Raw genomic sequence first — 20,608 nt, forward strand, 5'->3', positions numbered from 1 at the left:
GTCGACAGATACAACAGTTTTCATTCAAATTCAGCGAAAAGTATTTTATTTAAACTTCTTTTCTTTTCGTTATTGGATTTACTCTTTCGCATTCGTCCATTGATTGCGTTTCCAACAATTACCAAGTATTTTATCTTCTTTTTTTTGACAAATCACACAAATTTTTTACTCCCTACCTTCTTAATAAAAAGAACAAAACTTGTTATGTAGCTTCAAACATCCTTTCTACTAGACATGCCTTTATTACGCTAATTTAAATACAGAATTGATTCGAGTAAAAATAGTTGATTCTCTTCTTTTTTTTAGTATAATAAATTCAAAGGTCAGAAATGGTCAATAGACTTTCTTTACCTTCTCGACTAACTAATAATTGGAAAAAAGATAAGTGTTTTCTTTTTACCTCTTGAAATATGCGTTGTAAAATAAAGATGCAACCCATTTTGTGAAAGGACGTGAACAACACATGCTTTGTCAAAATTGTGGCAAAAATGAAGCAACGATTCATTTATACGCAACAGTTAACGGACATCGTGCGCAATTAGATTATTGCCAGAGCTGTTATCAAAAAATCAAAAATCAAAAAAATGGAGGTCTGACAAACATGGCCCAAAACGATCCATTTGGATTTGGTAGTCTTGACGATCTATTCCGTTCAATGTCTAATCAAATGCAACAACAAGGAAATAGTTATGAACAAACACCACCTACTCAATTCGGTGGCGGAAATAATTTCAACGGTGGACAACCCCCACAAGGAAATCCTGAAGGTTTACTTGGAGAGTATGGCATTAATATTACCGAGCAAGCTCGCCAAGGTGACATCGATCCAGTCATCGGTCGTGATGAAGAAATTAAACGCGTGGTTGAGATCCTCAACCGCCGAACAAAAAATAATCCTGTTTTAATTGGTGAACCCGGTGTTGGTAAAACAGCAGTTGTTGAGGGATTAGCGCAAAAAATCGTTGATGGTGATGTTCCTCAAAAACTGATGGACAAAGAAGTCATTCGTCTGGATGTCGTTTCTTTAGTTCAAGGAACTGGCATTCGCGGTCAATTTGAAGAACGCATGCAAAAATTGATTGAAGAGATCACACAAGCAGAAAATGTCATCTTATTTATTGATGAAGTTCATGAGATCGTCGGTGCAGGTGCTGCTGGCGATGGAAACATGGATGCTGGAAATATTTTAAAACCTGCTTTGGCTCGTGGCGAGCTTCAAATGGTGGGTGCTACGACTTTGAATGAATATCGAATTATTGAAAAAGATGCTGCACTCGAACGTCGGATGCAACCTGTCCGCGTCGATGAACCAACTGTTGATGAAACAATCAGTATTTTAAAAGGTTTACAAAAACGTTATGAAGACTATCATCATGTAAAATATACTGATGAAGCAATCAAAGCTGCTGCTGTTTTATCTAATCGTTACGTGCAAGATCGCTTTCTACCTGATAAAGCAATTGATTTATTAGATGAAACTGGTTCAAAGAAAAACTTAACTATTCAAATCGTTGATCCAAAAACGATTGATAAAAAATTACAAGAAGCTGAAAAACAAAAAACACAGGCTTCTAATGAAGAGGACTTTGAAAAAGCAGCTTATTACCGTGATCAAATCAATAAACTGCAAAAAATGAAAGAAAAACAAATCACTGATGAAGAAACACCAGTCATCACAGAAAAAGATATGGAAAAAATCGTTGAACAACGCACAGGCATTCCCGTTGGCGAATTAAAAGAAAAAGAACAAACACAGCTTAAAAATCTTGCAACGGATTTGAAAGCACACGTTATCGGTCAAGACAATGCGGTTGAACGCGTTGCAAAAGCCATTCGACGTAACCGTGTCGGCTTAAGTAAAAAAGACCGCCCAATTGGTTCATTCTTATTTGTTGGACCTACTGGTGTTGGAAAAACAGAACTTGCTAAACAGTTAGCTTTCGAGTTATTTGGTTCTGAGGATTCAATGATTCGTTTCGACATGTCTGAATACATGGAAAAACACAGCGTATCAAAATTGATTGGTTCCCCTCCTGGCTATATTGGTTATGAAGAAGCAGGTCAACTAACTGAAAAAGTCCGCCGCAATCCATATAGCCTAATCTTGCTTGATGAAGTTGAAAAGGCACATCCAGATGTCTTACACATGTTCTTGCAAATTTTGGATGATGGTCGTTTGACAGATGCACAAGGTCGGACAGTCAGCTTCAAAGATACGATCATCATTATGACAAGTAATGCTGGCACAGGTAAAGTGGAAGCAAATGTTGGTTTTGGGGCGGCGAGAGAAGGCGTTACTCGTTCTGTCTTGAATCAATTAAACAATTATTTCACACCAGAATTCTTGAACCGTTTTGACGGTATCATTGAATTCAGTGCTTTATCAAAAGAAGATTTGATGTCAATCGTTACTTTAATGCTGAACGATGTGAATGATATGTTAGCAGTACAACAACTTCATATTGAAGTACCAGAAAATGTCAAAGAAAAATTAGTTGATCTAGGATATGATCCATCCATGGGCGCACGTCCACTTCGTCGCACAATCCAAGAACAAATTGAAGACGGAATCGCGGAATTTTATCTAGATCATCCAACCATTCATGACTTGAAAGCCAAACTAGATAAAGAAAACCGAATCGTTATTACATCGAAACCTGAACGTTTGGCAAAAGAATCAAACTCTGAAACTGCCGAATAGTCAGCAACTAAAAATTTTTGCAGTATTCACTCGAAAAAGAAGTCGAGCTTTCTTCCATTTGTTTTACAAATTTCTTAGAAAGTTCGGCTTTTCTTCTTCATTTATTTTCAAATAACAATGCAAATTACTTTTCATTTTATGAGAAAAAAATTATAATTAGGTAAATAATTCTGTTACTTATGTACTTATGCGTAAAGAAGAGAGGTGAGCGCCATGAAATTAGTAAACGTGACGAATAGCCATTCACGCCTTGTATTAAATCAATTAGAAAATACCGACGCACATATGATCAAAGTTTATAGCATGGGAAATACCACAGTTGTCTATACTGAAGCACCTGGACACAATGAAATTTTGCTAGTGAATCATAAGCGAAATATCCGCCAAAATGAAATTCAAGAAGTACAAAAATACTTCTTGAATAAACTCCATGACGCAGACTATCGCAAAGAAGACATCACAGTTATCGAACTTGAAGGTATGGTTGAGATTTCTATTCCAAAACAACCATTGGGACAAGAATTAGCATATAATTAAAAAATAAGCCTGATCTACTTGAATTGTTCATCAATTCTTGTTGATCAGGCTTATTTTTTCTGTTTTTCTTAATTTGAGATAATCATGTTTTTCTATATTACCATTCATGTATACATATAATGGTAGCTAGTCGATTCTTTTCTCACTGATTTTCTTTTACAACATTCGGCTTATCTCTTGATTTTTTTGTTTCTTTGAAGCTTTGTTCTTTTTGACTTTTCATATCCTTTTGATTGTTAACTTCTGGCTTTCGAGTTACTCCGCTAACTATTTTTTTGATTTCGCTACTGATTGCCTGATTTTGATCCCAATTTTCAATATCCAATAGTCGGCACAGTCTTAACATCTCCGTTTTTTTCTTCAATTTTCGTTCTCGTTTTTGCCACTCTGTCTCCATTATTTTCCACCTCACTTTCCTTTTTTAAGTTTATATACGCAAAAAAGAAAAAATATTTTTCTTTTTAAATTTTTTTTTGAGAAATCGTATAAAAAAATCAATACTCTTATTCCTAGTAAAAAATCAAGAAATATTTTTTACTATTGTGATTGTGTGAGTTCCAATTTATTTTATAGTAATTGATTCTATCTCGTCGGTTTATTCGATTAAACCAAAATAAAAAGGTTGGAATTTAAATTCATCCCAACCTTGTGTAACAAAATTTTAATGTCCTTGGTATCAATCTCACACTTATTAATCATTGCTTATTTTTTGGTAACTACTAGCCAGATTTCACTAGCCAAATTCTCTTGATCATTTGTCCAGCCAATCATAGGGGCCAACCTTCTTGTTTCTGCTAATCTTCCCTCATCAAAATGATAAGAAGCATTTACTACTTGGTGAGAATATAGGTCACCTAATTGGTCCATCTCTTCCCGCTGTTTTTTGGTGATTGATTGTGCCAATTCAACAATTCTTTGGTTTTTCTCCCTCAAAACTGGATGGATACACGCTTAGACACACCTACCAGTTGAAATGCTACTTTCTTTTCAATTTTGAATTCCATCGAAATTCCTCCTCTTACTTCAATATAAAATGAAAGTTTAGGAAAAGATTTTTGGATTTCTATTTTTCTAATCTCTGAAGGCAAATAACCACTCCACTTTCGAAAAGCTCTTGAAAAACCTTCAACTGTCTGATACCCATAACAAAATGCAACTTCAGTAACTCTCCCCCCTGAAATTAAGTCTTGATTTGCTCATGCCAGTCTTCGATTTTTGATGTATTCCGCTAAAGTCATGCCAACAACAAATGAAAAAGTTCGTTTTAAATGAGAGTCAGAAACCTCATCTGTTGAGCAATTTCAGTCAACAAAAGTTCGCCTATTAAGTTTTCTTCGATATAATCAATTAGTTTGTTTAAGTTTTGAAACATCTTTTCCTCCTAACTTCATTAACAGGTTACTCTTTTGTCAGTGACTATACTTGATTTTAGCTAGACATTTTTAGTCGATTTTTCATGAATGAAGTAGTTTAATACATTTAAATATCAAATTTATTGCTTATTTTTGATATGTTGCTTGATTTTTTTTATTGCCCACTCATAGTGACTAGAAGTCGAAGAGACGCAATAACTACCTAATGTCGAATTTCCTGTCCAGCTTAACTGATTTTTTACAAATAATTCTTCATTTGTAAAAGAATTGATTACCGTCATCACTTCATGATGACTCTGCTTCAACAAATCTTTTGCTTGCTCCAGAGAAGTGGTTTGGTGCTTTTCAACAAATGCCTCATTCATTTCGCCATACGTTCGCCAGTTATACGGTGATGGTAGAAATGAAACTTCTTGACCAGCTTGATTTTTTTTCACCCAATTTACGAGTAATTGATGCCATTCATATAAATGAATAAAAACGTCTCGGATATTTTTATCTCGACGCCAATGTTTTTCTTTTTTCTTGGACAAAAATGCTTCGTCAAAAGTAAATGGTGCCTTCTGTTCCTCTTCGGTCAACGTATTTACCAACTCCATCAATGCAACAAATTGTTCCTCCGCAAGGAACATCAGATCTGTCTTCTTTTTCGGCCTCGCCATTCTTAATCACTCCTTGAAGTCTATTCTTGATAAAATCATAACAAAAAAGTGCGCTATTTGTCGCTTGTTAACTAATGAATTCAACCTTTAAAGAATAGAAAAAGAGAAGGAGATTTTTTTATCTCCTCCTCTAATACTGTTTTTTATTTCTTATACTTTTTTGACAAAACTCCTTATTGATTCATCCCAATAAAAATACCTAAAACAAAGGGAACTAACCATGCGATCCAAACAAATAAACTAAATCGATGAAATGTCTGCTTGGCTTTGTCGTCTTTTTTGATCAAAATAATTGTTGCCCAAATTGCATGGAAAGCCATTAATAATAATGCAATTAATCCTGTTACGCTATGTAAGTTAAAAGTAAAACCACGACCAAAAATTTTACTCATAATCGTTGTTCCAGCAGTATCAAAAACAAAACCAAACCAGAAAATCAATGCGTGCCAGTTCAACAATATACCTGTTTTTCTTTCGGCAAATACTCCAATCGTATAAAATGTTAAGGCTAAAACCATACAACTAATTGCGGCAATTAATAAAGTTGACATCTACATTTCTCCTTCTTCCTACATTTCATTAAGTATTTCTTTTTTTATTGCTAATAACACCATCAACAATGCCACTGCGACTCCAATATGCGATAAGCCTGCAACTCCAGAAATCATTGCATCCATACTCGTAGAAATCACTCGTTGCTGAACTTGGAGCATCCCTCTAACAACCATCATTACAATCATCAAAGAAAAAGAAATGTTATACAATAGATAGAACTTTTTGTACAGTTTATTTTCTTCCATATGTGTCAGTTTTAAAAAAACTGCCATCAACAAAAAGAGTCCTGTTCCCAAAGCAAATAAATGAGTATGGACAACTGCCAAAACAGTTTGCCCCGTAAAATCATTCAACTTGGTAATTTCTCGATAAAAAACACCGCTACTCATTGCTAGAACAAAATAAACAATTGCTGTATTCATCACTTTTTTCATATTTTCTGCTCACTTTCTATTTGTATTAAAGTAGTTATACCCAAAAACGATACCTGCCAAAAACAATGCAGATCCCAGACCACTATAAAAAATAGCAATAAATTGCTCAGGTAATAGCTGAAACTTTCGGATACCAAGGCCTCCAAGAATCATGATTGCCATGATACTAAATGATTTGGCATCAAAAAAATTAAAAAAGAACTGCTTTTCTTCGTTCAGTTCGCTGATTCTTTGGGTATGTTTTTTTACCAAAGGTCCAAATACCATGAACCAAAAGATCAAAAAAACACAAGTGGATACACTTATATTCACTATTTCAACATAACTTTGATAAGCATCTATTCCAATCTTTGCGACATTAAAACCTGCAAATAGCCAAACTAAACTTGCAATTAATAATAATTGTGTTTTTTTTACCATAAGTACTCCTTGTGAACAACGTTCATTTTGCTTTAAATTTTTTACTAATAAATTGAGTTGCGAATGAGTTGTAATAAATTTTCGTGTTGTTTTTCGCTAATCATCGTATAAAGAAATAGCTCAAATATATAATCAACATATTCTTCCATCGATAAGTGATGATTGAACACATTGCCTCGAACCTGTGAATCTTTTTGTAATGCCTGGAGCATGCCTTGCTTGATATGGTTCCAATAAGTTTCCATCAATTCTGAACCCATTGCTTGATCTTCCACGGGCATAACTAACGCATGTGCCGTAAAAAAATTGGGATACGTTTTTTTTCCTTCTTCGATACTTTTTAACAAAGCTGCTAAACAGTCAAGAAAGTTATCAAAGTCGAAAGATGTTTCAGACAAATGAAAGATTTCCGCCCAAATACTTCCAATTGTTGCAGACAGTAAATGACTTTTTGAAGGGAAATAATTATAAACAGCGCCAACAGAGATGCCGCTTTTTTTTGCTAAAGAACGGATATTGACCGCCTGAATTCCTTGCTCTTTCACAATTTCTTTGCAGTAGCTGATCAGTGCTTCTTTTGAGCTAACAGCATTATTCATTACTCTTCCTCCTTCAACATGAACAACGTTCACATTGATGATACTAGAATTTCTTTTAGACGTCAACTACAAAAAGTTGAATCATAAGCGAAAGTTGTTTTTCATTTGCTCATTTTATATTCTAAAAAAAAGATTGCTTGTGACCATTTCAATTACACAAAAAAAGCCCATCATAATTGGACTTTTTTATAACAACTTTTAGTTAAATATTTCTTTTGATCCATTAAGTTAAGGCTTTTTCAATCACTTATATTAGCGGTGTCCCCGACTTTTGATTTCTACTGCACCAATCGTTACGATCGTTGCTATCAACAGAGTGATTCCACCAATGACCATGAAAGAAGTATAGTCAACATAACTATGATCGAAAAACATTTCAATACTAAAAATACTAAAGAAAATCAAATAGACCAAGATAAACAGTAGCCAGTTTGGCAAACGGAGTTTTGAAACAAGCGACATCCCTGCATAGAGCAATAAAAATGTGTATGTTGTTCGCATGTTACGAAATAAAAAGCGATGATTAATCAGGTTGAACAAAGCTTCACCTGCTGCGACTATCGTAACAACTACGATCATTCTATAAATTGGCGATTTCTAAAAAAAATGATCTATTTTCCGAATCATATTTGAGCACCTCACACATTTTTATTCTGTGTATCCAATCCCAATCAAAACGCAGTTCTTTTATACTTTGATTATTTATTTCATTATAGCACGGGAATGTTTCGGTTAGTTCAAACAAAAAAGTCCTTCTTCATCAAAACATGATGAAGAAGGACTTTTTATTGGTGTAGCATTTCTATTATTTAAAGCTGATTTATCAGCAATTTTTATAGTAAACTTTTCAGTTCAACATCTGGATATTTATCACTGAACCAACGCATCGCAAATTGATTTTCGAACAAGAATAACGGTTGATCAAAACGATCACGTGCTAAAATATTTCGACTGGAACTCATCTTTTCATCCAAATCTTCTGGATTGATCCAACGAGCAATTTTGTTCCCCATAGGTGTCATGATAACTTCTGAATTGTATTCATTCATCATCCGGTATTGGAAAACCTCAAATTGAAGTTGTCCTACAGCTCCAATAATATATTCTTCAGTCAAATAAGTTTTGTATAACTGGATCGCACCTTCTTGAACCAATTGTTGGATTCCTTTGTGGAAAGATTTTTGTTTCATCACATTTTTCGCTGTGACTTTCATAAACAATTCTGGTGTAAATGAAGGTAGTTCTTCATAAGCAACTTTCAATTTTCCTTCATACAAAGTATCTCCAATTTGGTAATTTCCGGTGTCGTAAACCCCAATGATATCACCTGCTACTGCATTTTCGACGTTTTCCCGTGCATCTGCCATAAACTGGGTAACATTACTTAATTTTAGTTTTTTACTTGTACGTTCTAAAAAAACATCCATCCCACGTTCAAATGTTCCTGAACAAATTCGCACAAAAGCAATTCTATCACGATGTGCAGGATTCATATTTGCTTGAATCTTAAAGACAAACCCTGAAAATTCTTCTTCATAGGGACTAATGACTTGTTCATCCCGAGTTTTGTGTCCATGGGGTGAGGGTGCTAAGTCTACAAATGTTTCCAAAAATGTCTGCACACCGAAGTTCGTTAACGCTGAACCAAAGAAGACAGGTGTTTGATCACCACGTGCAATTTTTTCCGCATTGAAAGCATCGCCAGCTTCTTTAACTAACTCGACTTCTTCTAATACTTGTGAATAGATTGAATTTTGAGTCAATGGATGATTGTCTGGCAATAAGCCTTCTTCATCTAGTTCAACTAAACGCTCATCGTTATAGTTTTCAGGACGGTAAAATTCTACACGATTATGATAGATATCATACAAGCCTTCCAATCCTTTTCCCATCCCAATTGGCCAGTTCATTGGGTAAGACTCGATATCTAATAATTCTTCTAGTTCCTCAAGTAGTTCAAGTGGTTCGCGACCATCACGATCGAGTTTATTGATAAAAGTAAAAATCGGAATACCACGTTTTTTGACAACTTTAAATAATTTTTTTGTTTGTGCTTCGATCCCCTTTGCACTATCGATTACCATCACTGCACTATCGACAGCCATCAATGTTCGATAAGTATCTTCAGAGAAGTCTTCGTGTCCCGGTGTATCCAAAATATTGACACGTTTTCCTTTGTAATCCAGCTGCATCACTGAACTGGTAACTGAGATCCCACGTTGCTTTTCGATTTCCATCCAGTCAGATTTAGCAAAGTTCCCTGTTTTTTTCCCTTTGACCGTACCGGCTTGGCGAATTGCACCACCAAACAAAAGTAATTGTTCAGTGATCGTCGTTTTCCCCGCATCCGGATGGGAAATAATCGCAAATGTTCGGCGATTATCAACTTGTTGTTTTAATTCCTTGTTCATAGATTAACTCCGTTTCTTCATCATTTATTTACTGTTTCTGCGAATACCTAATAGTCTCGTCTTACAACTAGATTAGTATATCATGTATTTCTTGAATGAAACAGTCAGTGAGTGGATAAATTCAAAAAGAAGCCGTGACTTTCATCACAGCTTCCCTTCATTTTATCTTCTAAGCTCGTCATCTTCGAACTCTTTTCTAAAATAACGACGTTCCTCTTCTGGCTCTATTTCGACTTCTTCTGGATCATGGAATTGCACACGAATTTTTAAAATTCTTGATCCTTCCATTTCTTCTGAAATCAAAGTCACGTTATCCACATCAAATGAAAGCTTTTCACCTTCATCAGGAATCAATCCTAACGCTGTAATCAAGTAACCAGCCATCGTGTCGACATCGCTCATGTGAAGATCTGTGTCAAACGCTTCATTGAATTCGTCGATCAGCATCCGTCCTTGAATGATATATTCATGTTCTGCTACTTTTTCATAAAGGTTTTCGACTTCATCTGATTCATCATCGATTTCACCGACGATTTCTTCTAGCAAGTCTTCTAAAGTTGCTAAACCTACTACGCCACCATATTCGTCAAGTAAAATGGCCATTTGATTTTGTGTTTTCTTCAATTCATACAACAAATCATCAATAAAAATCGTTTCCGGAACAAACAATGGTTCTTGCATGATTTTACGAATCTCTAAGTTAGCAAAGCCAAATCTATGAGCAGCTTTTAATAAGTTTTTCGTATGAAGAATCCCGATTACTTTATCCTTATCTTCGTTGTAGACAGGTATTCGAGAATAGTTTTCGGACAAAACTTCATTGATATTATCTTCAACGGAATCATTGATGTCGATCATAAAAGCATCCGTTCGAGGTACCATCACTTCTCGCGCAACTTTCGTATCTAAAGAAAAAACACCTTGCAACATTTCTAGCTCTTCATTATCCAAGACACCTTCTGTTTCCAACATATAACGCATTTCGTCTCGAGTCATCTTTGAGTCTTCGTCGTCAAATGTCATCGGAGTGATTCGGGCTAACAAACTAGTTGAAGCAGACAACAACCACACAAATGGTTTTGCTACCACACCGATTGCTCGAATAAAACCAGAAGTTAATTGTGCCACTTCTTCAGATTTATTCAAAGCGATTCGTTTTGGATAAAGTTCACCAAAAACAATCGATACATAAGTTAAAATTGCCAAAACAATCACACTAGCAAGATTTTTTGCTGCTGCACTGCCACCCAATACTGGTGCAAGTTTCTCAGACAACGTATTGGCCAAAGAAGCACCAGATAAAATGTTGACCAACGTGATCCCAACTTGGATCGTAGATAAAAAGTTGGTAGGGTCTTGCAATATTTTCAAAAGTTTTTGTGATTTTGTATCTCCTTCTTCAGCTTTTTGTTCAACCCGGTTTTTATTGATAGATACAACCGCAATCTCTGAAGCAGCTAAAAAAGCATTGATCAATGTCAAAACGATCAATAATAAAATCTGCGCTAACAGCGACTGACTCTCAGGGTCAGCATTCATAATCGCATTCTCTCCTTGTTAAGTTAAATTTTTTTTTAGTTTACGATAGAAAAAAACGTGGCTAGGTAGCCACGTTAAAATGGTATCACAAAGCAATTTTCTTTGCAATAAAAACAGTAGTGCAGGTCTTATGGTGTCGTTGCGATTTTCTTCGTACTTTCGTTTCGCTGATCTTCCTTAACGATTTTGATAACATAAGAAATAATTGTTTTACAAATCGCGTAAAAAGGTACACCTAAGAAGATTCCTAGTAGTCCAGCAATATTTCCGGCAACTAACAAAACGATAATAATTGTTAATGGATGAATCTTCAATGATTTTCCAATAACGTTTGGATAAATGATATTTCCATCTAGTTGTTGAACGACGAGCACAACAATACAACAAAGCAATGCTTTAAATGGTTCATTGAAAACCGTCACTAAGAAGGCCGGAGCTAATCCTAAATAAGGACCCAAGTAAGGAATCAAATTGGTCAAACCTGCAATCACCCCGAATAAAAAGGCATAATCAATACCCAAAATAAAATATCCTAGGAAGGTAAACGTACCAACAAATAAACATTCTATTGCTTGACCACTAATATAGTTGGCTAATGTCTGATTCAATTGACCTAGTAACTCGACGATTTGACTTCTCCGTTTGTCTGGGAAAAAGCGCTCAATATTGGGTACTAGTTTTTCGCCATCTTTTAGCATATAGAACAAAATAAATGGTGCCGTCACGATCACAATCGTTGCTGAAGCAATTGTTCCAACAATCGAGCCTAGGCTAGAAGAAATTCCACTTAAAAATTGTTGAATGATCTGACCATAAGAAATATCTAACTGGTCTAAATATTTGCTGATATTCACTTCTTTAAAAATCGGCCATTCTGCCATTTCTCTTAACCAGCTTTCAACTTGTTTGATGAAGTCAGGCATGTTTGAAGCCAATGAAGAAATTTGTTGTACCAGATTTGGGATCACACTCAGTAAAATCCAAATAATTGCTGTCAGTAGCATCAGCAATACAAGCACGACTGCCCAGGTTCGTTTGATTTTTATTCGCATCAACAGTTTAACAATAGGATTCAAAATATAATACAAGAATCCAGCAATTAAAACTGGCGCAAATAAAGTTGAAAAAAATGTCCCAATGGGTTCAAATATAAAATTGATTTTTGAAGAAACCAAAATCAATGTAGCCAAGATCAATAATTCAAAAGACCAAAACATCAATTTGGAATTTCTCAGTTTTTCAAACAATCGATTTCCTCCTTTTCTCTTTTTTATAGTATAGCGCATCTCGTTTGAAAATTCTTCTCTAACTTTTCTTTTTTCTGGAATGATTATCACGACTTTTCATTTCAGAAGCTTTCCAGTATACTAAAAAACAATAAGAGGTGATTGTAGAATGAAAATCGTACAAACAAGAGATACGTTAAGTGGGATTTATTTAGATGCTGTTCGCATTCGACATCAGGTATTTGTCGTTGAGCAAGGCGTTCCGCTTGAACGAGAAATCGATAAAGATGAGGCAAGATGTATTCATTTTGTCCTTTATTCTGAAAAAAAAGAACCATGTGGGACAGTTCGTTTACTGCCATTAAACAATGGAAAAATGAAGTTGCAACGAATGGCGATCCTTCAAAATTTTCGCCAACAAGGTCTAGGAAATTACTTAGTGAAGGAAGCAGAAGAATTCACTAAAAATCAAGGCTACAACACCATTCTTTTAGGTGCTCAAGAAACTGCTGTGAATTTTTATTCCAAGCTAGGCTATGAAATTTATGGCGAACCATTTGAAGATGCAGGAATGCCTCATCTACATATGCGAAAGAAAATGTCACAGCAATAAAAAAACAGCGGGCTTAAGAATTTTTTCTCTAGCCTGCTGTTCTTTTTTGTTTTACTTTCGCGACAATTGCTTATAACGATCATACCAAATATCAATATAGCCTTCAGAAAAAGGTCCTTGTTCATTATTGATCCAGTCAACTAAAATCTTCACATTCTCTTTTAAAATGAAGTCGATGTCATTAGGATAATGCATGATTTTACTGTGCATTTCATATTCATCAACATCTAACAAACGTTTTTCTCCATCAGGAAATACCTTGATATCTAAATCATAGTCGATATACTTCAAGGCTTCATCGTCTAATAAAAAAGGTGAAGCTAGATTACAATAATAGGAAACCCCCTTTTCACGAATCATTGCTATTACATTAAACCAGTATTTTTTGTGGAAATACACAATTGCTGGTTCTCGCGTTACCCAACGCCGACCGTCAGACTCGGTAACTAAAGTGTGATCGTTCACGCCAATCATTGAGTGTTCGCTTGTTTTTAATACCATGGTATCACGCCACGTTCGATGCAATTTGCCGTCGTGTTTGTAACTTTGGATCGTGACAAACTCTCCTTCTTTTGGAACTCCCATAGCAACCCTTCCTTAAGCAGCATCTTGTGCTTTGTGTTTGGGTGTTCATTACACCGACATCGTAATTATTATATCAATAAACTTTCTCTTTGCCTAGGAAGGATTACTATTGTTTCGATTTTTCTCAAGTTGGTCTACCAATTTCATTTGAACTTTTGGAAAAACAAATTGAGCAAACTTTGCTTCCTCGATCCACAAAGTGGCTTCTGATTCTGGCAACAGTTGAGTGGTCACGTTTGTTGCTCGTCCGTAAAACAAAAGGACATGCCATTTTAAGTGACTGAACACATGAACTACCTCACCTAAATGTCGCTTTTGCCAAACAACTGTCTCCTGGTGAGCAAAAGGTAAATCCCTCTGTTCTTCTGCAATCAGCAACTCATCAAATAAACTCGGTTGATTGTCAATGGCTGATGCCCATTCCTGCTGAAGTTCCTGATACCGTTCAAGTGTGACTTCAACTAACGGAAACGTCCACATGTCTGCCAATAACTTTTGGCTTGTCCGTTTTTCCAAATAAAAGCTTCCTGCTTGATCTTGAATTGCTGCTGCCACATAATACACATCTTTTGGCTTAGCTTTTTTTGTTTTCACAGGAAAGTTAGTTTGAATTCCACGCTCATTTGCTAAACAAAAAGATTGGATGGGGCAACTCTCACATTTTGGAGAAGTTGGTGTACAAATAGCTGAACCTAAATCCATGAATGCCTGATTGAATTCTCCCGGATGTTCTTCGTCAATAATACTTCGAACTGCTTCATCGAAAACTTTTCTACTAGACGCCTTTGCAATGTCGTCTTCAATACAAAACAAACGACTCACAACTCGCATCACATTGCCATCAATTGCGGGCTCAGGCAAATCGAAGGCAATACTAGCAATCGCTCCCGTCGTATAAGGACCAATTCCTTTTAAAGAGCTGATTTCAGCAACTGTTTGCGGCATTTCCCCGCCAAATTCACTCATGATTTGTTTCGCTGCTGCTTGAATATTTCGAGCACGAGAGTAATACCCTAGTCCTTCCCAAGCCTTCAATAATTTTTCTTCTGGTGCATTAGCTAGCGCTTCAATTGTTGGAAACCACTCCATAAACCGATAAAAATAATCGATGACTGTATCGACGCGCGTTTGCTGTAACATAATCTCTGAGATCCAGATACGGTATGGGTCGCGATTATAGCGCCAAGGTAAATTTCTTTTTTCTCTTTCATACCACTCAATAAATTTTTTCTGAAATTCTTTTGTCTGTTCTGTTGACCAGTTTTCCCACTCTTTATTCACTGATTTCTGCTTCCTTTTCTGAAATAAATCGTTGAATCAAGTCCAGATTAAATCCCTTTTGATAAAGACTCTGTTTGACTTTCATCCTACGTTTTGTTAAATCAAAACGTGCATTCTTTCGCCATAATTTTTCGCCTTGGTTTACCAACAATTCATACTCTGCTTCCTCATCCACTTCTTGTGGCAATTGGGCAATTGCCTGCTGGATCACTTCTGAGTTGAAGCCTTTGGTCATTAAATTTTGTTGAATTTTTCGTAAGAGCTCTTTCTGGCTTTTTCCATGATTTTTTTTGTATGCTTTTTGTGCGGCGATACCGGCAACTTCCACTTGGTCTTCAAAAAGATATTGGCTCAATGCTTGCTCGATGATTTCTGGTTTTAGCCCTTTTTGCTGTAGCTGCTGGTTCAACTTTCTGGGTCCTTTGTCACTCAGACGCATCTGCGTTCGGACGTAGCTTTCCCCATAAACAAGATCATTGATCAAATCTAATTCTTTCAATCGTGCAACGATTTTATTTCGATCTTCTTGAACGATTTCTTTTTCTTTTAAATAAGTACGAATTTCTTTTTCTGAGCGTAATTGGTAACTCAAATAATTCAATGCTTGCTGAAAACCAAAGTCTTCTCCACTACTTTTTTTGATTTCTTTGATTAGTTCCTCATCTAACTCTCGTCCTTTTAGTAAACGATAACGAATTAAAACATCTTCTGAAACATGTAGTGGCTCGCCAACAGATAAATCGACTTGGTAAAAAGGGCCCTTGCCTTTGCTGATCCTCGTCACTGTTATCATGAAACTCCTCCTCGAACATATATTCTCTATCATATCATAGAAACTCCCCGCCGACAGCGATTTTGTGATAGAATAGACCCACATCAAACGAAAAAAAGGAGATACCTATGACAGAAACAATTGTCAAAACCGGACAAACAGTTCCTTTAAAAATTAAACGACTTGGTATCAATGGTGAAGGCATTGGCTACTTCAAACGATTGATTATTTTTGTTCCCTATGCTTTACCAAAGGAAGAAGTACTTGTGAAAATCACCAAGGCGACATCTCGTTATGCAGAAGCAGAACTTGTGAAAGTAAAAAAATCAAGTAGCCAACGCGTCGTCGCTCCCTGTCCTGTTTATTACGAGTGTGGTGGTTGTCAATTACAACATTTAGCCTACCATGCACAACTCGATTTCAAAAAAGATTTGCTTTTACAAGCACTTGAAAAATTCAAACCTGCTGGCTTCCGTCATTTTCCTTTATTACCAACGATTGGCATGGAAGACCCTTGGCGCTATCGGAATAAAGCTCAATTTCAGTTAAGAAAAAACAAAAAAACCAACCAAATCGAGGCTGGTTTATATCAAGCGAATTCACATAATTTAGTTCCACTGACTGATTGTTTGGTTCAAGAACCTCGAACACAAAAAGTGATGAATACAGTCGTTCGCTTGTTAAATAAATATGATCTACCTATTTATGATGAACGAACAAATAGCGGTATTTTTCGGACAATCATGGTTCGTGTTGGGATCCAGACAGGAGAACTGCAAGTTGTTTTTATTACTCGAAGTCAAAAGTTTCCACAAAAAAATGCACTGATTCGTGAAATCAACGAACGGTTGCCTGAAGTAGTTTCCATTATGCAAAATGTTCAACCTCAAAAAACTTCTTTAGTAATGGGTGACGAAACGATTCATCTTTGGGGAAAAGAAGCAATCGAAGAACGAATCAACGAAGTCACTTTTGATTTATCACCGCGCGCCTTTTTCCAACTGAATCCAGAACAAACAAAAATTCTTTATCAAGAAGGAATCAAAGCGTTAGCCATCGAAAAAGATGAAACAGTTGTGGATGCGTATTGTGGTGTAGGAACAATTGGGTTAAGCGTTGCAAAATATGCAAAAGAAGTTCGCGGAATGGATGTTGTTCCCCAAGCAATTGAGGATGCGAAAAAAAATGCAACACGTTTGGGCTACGACAATACTCGTTATGAAGTCGGAACGGCAGAAGAACTTTTACCTAAATGGCTCGAAGAAGGATTTACTCCTGATGGAATTATCGTTGATCCACCCCGAACTGGTTTGGATGCTAAATTAATTCAATCTTTATTGAAACATCCAGCCAAAAAATTAGTTTATATCTCTTGTAATGTTTCAACCTTGGCTCGTGACTTAGTTGAATTAACCAAATGTTATGAAGTCGACTACTTGCAATCAGTCGACATGTTTCCACAAACTGCTCGCTGTGAAGTCGTTGTCAAATTAACTAAAAAATAAACAGATAAAAATTGTCTCATTTACGATCTATTAATAAAAATCGCCCCACTAAAAATCGGCTGACGACTTTTAGTGGGGCGATTCATTTTTATTTAATAATTTCCATTATAATTGTATTGATTCGTATCTTCCGGTGTATATTGTTCATAATTTTCTTGATTATTGTTTTGATCGTAGTTATTTTCAGTACCATATCCATTGTCTTGATTGTAGTCTTGGTTATAATCCCCATTACCATCTGAGTAGGTGGATGAATAATTGTCTGAATAACTGTTGGAATAGTCATTTGAATAATTATTTGAATAGTCATTACCATCGGTGACAGTGCTACTTGAAGTTAGACCCGTCCCATCTTCTGAGTCATCATAGAACATTTGATACGCATTATCATTTTTCAAATTAGGCAACGTGCTACTTGTTTTCAAATCTAATTGTTTTTTCAATTTGTTTTGAACTTTCAATAACTCATTTTGACCAAGAATTTGATAATAAATTTCATTAATTGTTGTGCTTTCCCCTTGTAGCTGTCCTTGGTCGATTTTATTGAATGCTGCAGTATAATTCGTTGCAACATCTAACATATCGTCCCATTCCAAATCCGTCTTCACATTGTTTTCAACTGCTTTTAAAATCTTTTGATAATTGCTCACACCATCTAGACTTAGAACTTTATTGACGATTTTCGTGACAACTTCACGTTGACGGCGTTGACGACCGATGTCCCCTTCTGGATCTTCATGGCGCATTCTGGCATAGGCTAATCCTGTCTCACCGTCTAGCTTTTGTTTGCCAACAGGTACGTGGACTCCATCTAGTGTGAAGTCAATTTTATTATTAACTTCAATCCCACCAACTGCATCAATCAAATCTTTCATTCCATCCAAGTTGATCGTCACATAATGATCAAGTGGTATATCCAACAATTGCTCAATCGAATCCATTGCCATTTCGACCCCACCAAATGCATAGGCGTGATTTAATTTGTCCACTGTTCCATAACCAACGATATTCGTATAAATATCACGATCCAAGCTGACAATTGTTGAAGTTTTCTTTTCTGGATTAACTGTTACAACCATCATGGTATCTGAACGACCTTGTTCTGTCCGTCCTAAGCCACCAGTGTCTAGTCCGAGTAATAAAACGGAAAATGGTTCTCGATCGTCAATACTGACTTTGTCCGATCGTTTAGTTGAAACTCGATTTAAATCCTTTGAAATTTTGTTGACTGTTTGATTTGCTTCACCCATAAATTTGATTCCATATGCCGAAAGTCCGACAATCAAAAGAACAAAAACTCCGAGAAAAGCTAAAACTACTTTTTGCCACCGCTTCATAGTACACCTCTGTTTCACATTTTCTAAAATATTTTCTCATACAACAATTTATTCAGCAATTCCCCACTTTAATCATAATAAAACTTTAAAGAACAGATCAGAAATTATGTAAATTTTCAAAATTCTTCATTATCATACCATAGCACTACTTTCGAGAAAAGGCAGAATTGTGTATAAATGAGTGATAAATTGCATAAAATGAAAAATTTATGCTTTTTTTGAATAAAAGTTATAGTGCCAAGTAGTCAGCTTCTACTAAATGCGCACTATCATACAAAACACTTTCTCTTTTTATCCTATCTTAAGCAAGAACACTTTTATTTTAAAGAACTTTCTAAACGCCACACAAAAAAACTGGAACGCCACACTGTCCCAGCTTTCTGATTCAAACTTTATTCATTTTGTTTGTTTATTTCGTAACTTGTTTAACAACCAGACAATTACTGCAATCAATCCGAAAATTATTCCAATCCCTAGCCACATCAACCATGGAAACGGATTTTTGGGTTCTTCGATTGAAACATCTTTTCTATTGTAAGAGTCAGATGTCTTCTTAGTCACCCTAAATAATGTTTCCTCACTCCAATGAAACTCTTCTTTACTAACCGTTGTTTTTAAGCGGTATGTTCCCTCCTCGAACTTTTGCCCCTCTAAAAAGATCAAGTATGTCATACCGCTATTAGGAGCAAATCCAATCGCTTGATTTCCACTTAATCGAGGAGTTTCTTCTTTTTCTTTAAATAACTCATACTGAATATCTGCTGTTGATAAATACGTTGCCTTCGTATTTTGTAACCCTACTTTCACAGCATTTCTACCGTTAACTTGAGTTGGGGAAGCTTCCTTCATTTCCAGAACAGGCGCCATTTTTTCTCGTTCATTTTGTAGCAAAACAGCGATTTCTCGAGAAAAAACATTTTGAATGTTACCTTCTGCTTTTTCTCGTGGCTTTTCTTGAAGATAAATTCCACCAGCAAGCACACCTTCAAATGGTTTATTTGGCATTTTGACAGTTAACACAAGAATTTTTTGCTCATGTCCTTTTAAAAGAAATTCTTTTTGTGACAATTGGACTACTTGTTCAATATCGGCTGGTAACGCTTGTGTTGTATCCTGATTTTTTCCAGAATACTCGACAACACCAAGTTGATTCGTTCTTGCGCGATTAAAAGAAGAAATAATTGTGACTGGTGTCTCTTTTAAATTCGTCACAATTACTTTTAACTGTACTTCTTGTTCAGGTGCTAGTTGTAAATCAAAATAAGCATCATTTTGGGTAGTTATTTCTTGATTCGGTTGAATTTGCGCATCAAAACTTTGTAGTGATTCTCCCTGAATCGGCACCACAAATCCCAATCCTAATCCGACTATTCCCAATATTCCAATCAACCATTTCACAATTATCCCTCCTTTTTTCATCTACTCAACTTTTTATGGTTCGGGTGTTGAAGAAAATGTCCAATTCAAGGTTGTCATATACTCTGCTGCAACTTTATTCGTATTAGCTGGTATCGCTAAAGAAAACTGATTGATTGCCAAGGAAGTATCTCCAGAATTCTCCCCAGCCGTTGCACTTAAGACCGTAAATTCCTGGTTAAATACCTGAATAGCTAATTCATCATTTTCATATGTGCTCGTTGGGCTTAAAGATAAGTTATTTGTAACTGAGCCAAACGACAAACTTAACACTGCATCTGTCAATTCTACTTCGTCACTCGTTTGAAATTGTTCGACTTGTGCTACTTTCACCAACCAAGTTCCCGTAAGATTTCCTCGGTTATCTCGGACGTCGACCGCTCCAGTTGTCGCTGGTGCTGCCTGTTCACCTGTTGTCGTTGCAATCCAATTTTCTGCCGTTACAGTTTGAATTGGGTGTTCACCAAAATTTAAATCAGTCGGAATCTCACTCGTATAATCAAATTCTAATGTCCCCGGAAGATAATTCACTTTTCCTTGTGTCTGTGCGTCTGCAAAAACAAATTGACTAGAAAGTAAGCACAGACCTAACATCGTTAAGCTTGTAAATATTTTCTTTTTCATAACCATTCTTCCTCCTTT

The 20,608-nt window shown here is 35.9% G+C and carries 22 protein-coding genes; 4 read left to right on the forward strand and 18 right to left on the reverse strand.

Annotation, left to right across the window (positions count from 1 at the left end; translation table 11 throughout):
• Positions 1-463: 463 nt before the first annotated feature.
• Complete coding sequence (locus AC4BD1_RS08015; protein ID WP_206909303.1) at positions 464-2,701, forward strand: ATP-dependent Clp protease ATP-binding subunit; 2,238 nt, start codon at positions 464-466, stop codon at positions 2,699-2,701.
• 213 nt (positions 2,702-2,914) lie between these two features.
• Entirely contained in the window at positions 2,915-3,238 is a 324-nt protein-coding gene (locus AC4BD1_RS08020) for a DUF1827 family protein (RefSeq protein ID WP_490485452.1), read from the forward strand.
• Positions 3,239-3,380: 142 nt separating this feature from the next.
• On the opposite strand, the gene AC4BD1_RS08025 is transcribed toward AC4BD1_RS08020, so the two are convergent.
• The 12 genes from AC4BD1_RS08025 to AC4BD1_RS08080 form a co-directional block, all read right to left on the reverse strand.
• Positions 3,381-3,635 carry a flagellar motor switch protein gene (locus AC4BD1_RS08025; protein ID WP_242589911.1) on the reverse strand — a complete coding sequence of 85 codons (255 nt, stop codon included), beginning with the start codon at positions 3,633-3,635 and terminating at the stop codon, positions 3,381-3,383.
• Between the two features lie 305 nt (positions 3,636-3,940).
• On the reverse strand, positions 3,941-4,141 hold the full coding sequence (locus tag AC4BD1_RS08030) for a hypothetical protein (RefSeq protein WP_490466233.1): 201 nt from the start codon (positions 4,139-4,141) through the stop codon (positions 3,941-3,943).
• Positions 4,142-4,167: 26 nt separating this feature from the next.
• Complete coding sequence (locus AC4BD1_RS08035) at positions 4,168-4,419, reverse strand: helix-turn-helix domain-containing protein (protein ID WP_490467307.1); 252 nt, start codon at positions 4,417-4,419, stop codon at positions 4,168-4,170.
• A 311-nt stretch (positions 4,420-4,730) separates the two neighbouring features.
• The gene (locus tag AC4BD1_RS08040) at positions 4,731-5,273 is read right to left on the reverse strand and encodes a ClbS/DfsB family four-helix bundle protein (RefSeq protein ID WP_490485453.1); all 543 of its coding nucleotides are present in this window, start codon (positions 5,271-5,273) and stop codon (positions 4,731-4,733) included.
• Positions 5,274-5,446: 173 nt separating this feature from the next.
• A complete protein-coding gene (locus AC4BD1_RS08045) occupies positions 5,447-5,824 on the reverse strand; it encodes an HsmA family protein (RefSeq protein ID WP_206909121.1) in 378 nt (125 codons plus the stop codon).
• Positions 5,825-5,842: 18 nt separating this feature from the next.
• Positions 5,843-6,262 carry a DUF2871 domain-containing protein gene (locus tag AC4BD1_RS08050; protein ID WP_490485454.1) on the reverse strand — a complete coding sequence of 140 codons (420 nt, stop codon included), beginning with the start codon at positions 6,260-6,262 and terminating at the stop codon, positions 5,843-5,845.
• A 9-nt stretch (positions 6,263-6,271) separates the two neighbouring features.
• Positions 6,272-6,682, reverse strand: coding sequence for a hypothetical protein (locus AC4BD1_RS08055; RefSeq protein WP_490485455.1), 411 nt, complete (start codon positions 6,680-6,682; stop codon positions 6,272-6,274).
• Between the two features lie 44 nt (positions 6,683-6,726).
• A complete protein-coding gene (locus AC4BD1_RS08060) occupies positions 6,727-7,281 on the reverse strand; it encodes a TetR/AcrR family transcriptional regulator (RefSeq protein WP_206909115.1) in 555 nt (184 codons plus the stop codon).
• A 252-nt stretch (positions 7,282-7,533) separates the two neighbouring features.
• The gene (locus AC4BD1_RS08065) at positions 7,534-7,860 is read right to left on the reverse strand and encodes a hypothetical protein (protein ID WP_490466237.1); all 327 of its coding nucleotides are present in this window, start codon (positions 7,858-7,860) and stop codon (positions 7,534-7,536) included.
• Between the two features lie 254 nt (positions 7,861-8,114).
• A complete protein-coding gene (locus AC4BD1_RS08070) occupies positions 8,115-9,692 on the reverse strand; it encodes a peptide chain release factor 3 (protein WP_490485457.1) in 1,578 nt (525 codons plus the stop codon).
• Between the two features lie 162 nt (positions 9,693-9,854).
• On the reverse strand, positions 9,855-11,231 hold the full coding sequence (locus AC4BD1_RS08075) for a hemolysin family protein (protein ID WP_206909109.1): 1,377 nt from the start codon (positions 11,229-11,231) through the stop codon (positions 9,855-9,857).
• A gap of 128 nt (positions 11,232-11,359) precedes the next feature.
• Positions 11,360-12,478, reverse strand: a complete 1,119-nt coding sequence (locus AC4BD1_RS08080; RefSeq protein ID WP_490466238.1) for an AI-2E family transporter — start codon at positions 12,476-12,478, stop codon at positions 11,360-11,362.
• A gap of 148 nt (positions 12,479-12,626) precedes the next feature.
• On the opposite strand from AC4BD1_RS08080, the gene AC4BD1_RS08085 reads away from it, so the two are divergent.
• Positions 12,627-13,070: a GNAT family N-acetyltransferase gene (locus AC4BD1_RS08085; protein ID WP_490485458.1), complete on the forward strand. Its 444-nt coding sequence runs from the start codon at positions 12,627-12,629 to the stop codon at positions 13,068-13,070.
• A 51-nt stretch (positions 13,071-13,121) separates the two neighbouring features.
• Here the strand turns inward: AC4BD1_RS08085 and ntdP are convergent, their stop codons facing one another.
• From ntdP to recX, 3 genes are all read right to left on the reverse strand, one after another.
• Positions 13,122-13,655, reverse strand: a complete 534-nt coding sequence (gene ntdP, locus AC4BD1_RS08090) for a nucleoside tri-diphosphate phosphatase (protein WP_206899103.1) — start codon at positions 13,653-13,655, stop codon at positions 13,122-13,124.
• Positions 13,656-13,748: 93 nt separating this feature from the next.
• Complete coding sequence (mutY, locus tag AC4BD1_RS08095) at positions 13,749-14,936, reverse strand: A/G-specific adenine glycosylase (RefSeq protein ID WP_490485459.1); 1,188 nt, start codon at positions 14,934-14,936, stop codon at positions 13,749-13,751.
• Entirely contained in the window at positions 14,929-15,729 is an 801-nt protein-coding gene (recX, locus tag AC4BD1_RS08100) for a recombination regulator RecX (protein WP_490485460.1), read from the reverse strand. The genes mutY and recX overlap by 8 nt, the downstream gene beginning before the upstream one ends.
• 107 nt (positions 15,730-15,836) lie before the next feature.
• Between recX and rlmD the strand changes: the two genes are divergently transcribed.
• On the forward strand, positions 15,837-17,213 hold the full coding sequence (rlmD, locus tag AC4BD1_RS08105; RefSeq protein ID WP_490466241.1) for a 23S rRNA (uracil(1939)-C(5))-methyltransferase RlmD: 1,377 nt from the start codon (positions 15,837-15,839) through the stop codon (positions 17,211-17,213).
• A 92-nt stretch (positions 17,214-17,305) separates the two neighbouring features.
• On the opposite strand, the gene AC4BD1_RS08110 is transcribed toward rlmD, so the two are convergent.
• The 3 genes from AC4BD1_RS08110 to AC4BD1_RS08120 all read right to left on the reverse strand — a co-directional run bounded on the left by AC4BD1_RS08110 (position 17,306) and on the right by AC4BD1_RS08120 (position 20,590).
• Positions 17,306-18,550: an LCP family glycopolymer transferase gene (locus AC4BD1_RS08110; RefSeq protein WP_490485462.1), complete on the reverse strand. Its 1,245-nt coding sequence runs from the start codon at positions 18,548-18,550 to the stop codon at positions 17,306-17,308.
• A gap of 396 nt (positions 18,551-18,946) precedes the next feature.
• Complete coding sequence (locus AC4BD1_RS08115; RefSeq protein WP_490485463.1) at positions 18,947-19,948, reverse strand: WxLIP family cell surface protein; 1,002 nt, start codon at positions 19,946-19,948, stop codon at positions 18,947-18,949.
• 33 nt (positions 19,949-19,981) lie between these two features.
• The gene (locus AC4BD1_RS08120; protein WP_490485464.1) at positions 19,982-20,590 is read right to left on the reverse strand and encodes a WxL domain-containing protein; all 609 of its coding nucleotides are present in this window, start codon (positions 20,588-20,590) and stop codon (positions 19,982-19,984) included.
• Between the last annotated feature and the right edge of the window lie 18 nt (positions 20,591-20,608).

It is taken from the genome of Enterococcus sp. DJ147D b, assembly GCF_058216655.1.

Coding starts and splice junctions, on each gene's coding strand:
- AC4BD1_RS08015 (WP_206909303.1), top strand. CDS start 464: ATGCTTTGTCAAAATTGTGGCAAAAATGAAGCAACGATTCATTTATAC.
- AC4BD1_RS08020 (WP_490485452.1), top strand. CDS start 2,915: ATGAAATTAGTAAACGTGACGAATAGCCATTCACGCCTTGTATTAAAT.
- AC4BD1_RS08025 (WP_242589911.1), bottom strand. CDS start 3,635: ATGGAGACAGAGTGGCAAAAACGAGAACGAAAATTGAAGAAAAAAACG.
- AC4BD1_RS08040 (WP_490485453.1), bottom strand. CDS start 5,273: ATGGCGAGGCCGAAAAAGAAGACAGATCTGATGTTCCTTGCGGAGGAA.
- AC4BD1_RS08045 (WP_206909121.1), bottom strand. CDS start 5,824: ATGTCAACTTTATTAATTGCCGCAATTAGTTGTATGGTTTTAGCCTTA.
- AC4BD1_RS08050 (WP_490485454.1), bottom strand. CDS start 6,262: ATGAAAAAAGTGATGAATACAGCAATTGTTTATTTTGTTCTAGCAATG.
- AC4BD1_RS08055 (WP_490485455.1), bottom strand. CDS start 6,682: ATGGTAAAAAAAACACAATTATTATTAATTGCAAGTTTAGTTTGGCTA.
- AC4BD1_RS08060 (WP_206909115.1), bottom strand. CDS start 7,281: ATGAATAATGCTGTTAGCTCAAAAGAAGCACTGATCAGCTACTGCAAA.
- AC4BD1_RS08065 (WP_490466237.1), bottom strand. CDS start 7,860: ATGATCGTAGTTGTTACGATAGTCGCAGCAGGTGAAGCTTTGTTCAAC.
- AC4BD1_RS08070 (WP_490485457.1), bottom strand. CDS start 9,692: ATGAACAAGGAATTAAAACAACAAGTTGATAATCGCCGAACATTTGCG.
- AC4BD1_RS08075 (WP_206909109.1), bottom strand. CDS start 11,231: ATGAATGCTGACCCTGAGAGTCAGTCGCTGTTAGCGCAGATTTTATTA.
- AC4BD1_RS08085 (WP_490485458.1), top strand. CDS start 12,627: ATGAAAATCGTACAAACAAGAGATACGTTAAGTGGGATTTATTTAGAT.
- ntdP (WP_206899103.1), bottom strand. CDS start 13,655: ATGGGAGTTCCAAAAGAAGGAGAGTTTGTCACGATCCAAAGTTACAAA.
- recX (WP_490485460.1), bottom strand. CDS start 15,729: ATGATAACAGTGACGAGGATCAGCAAAGGCAAGGGCCCTTTTTACCAA.
- rlmD (WP_490466241.1), top strand. CDS start 15,837: ATGACAGAAACAATTGTCAAAACCGGACAAACAGTTCCTTTAAAAATT.
- AC4BD1_RS08110 (WP_490485462.1), bottom strand. CDS start 18,550: ATGAAGCGGTGGCAAAAAGTAGTTTTAGCTTTTCTCGGAGTTTTTGTT.
- AC4BD1_RS08120 (WP_490485464.1), bottom strand. CDS start 20,590: ATGAAAAAGAAAATATTTACAAGCTTAACGATGTTAGGTCTGTGCTTA.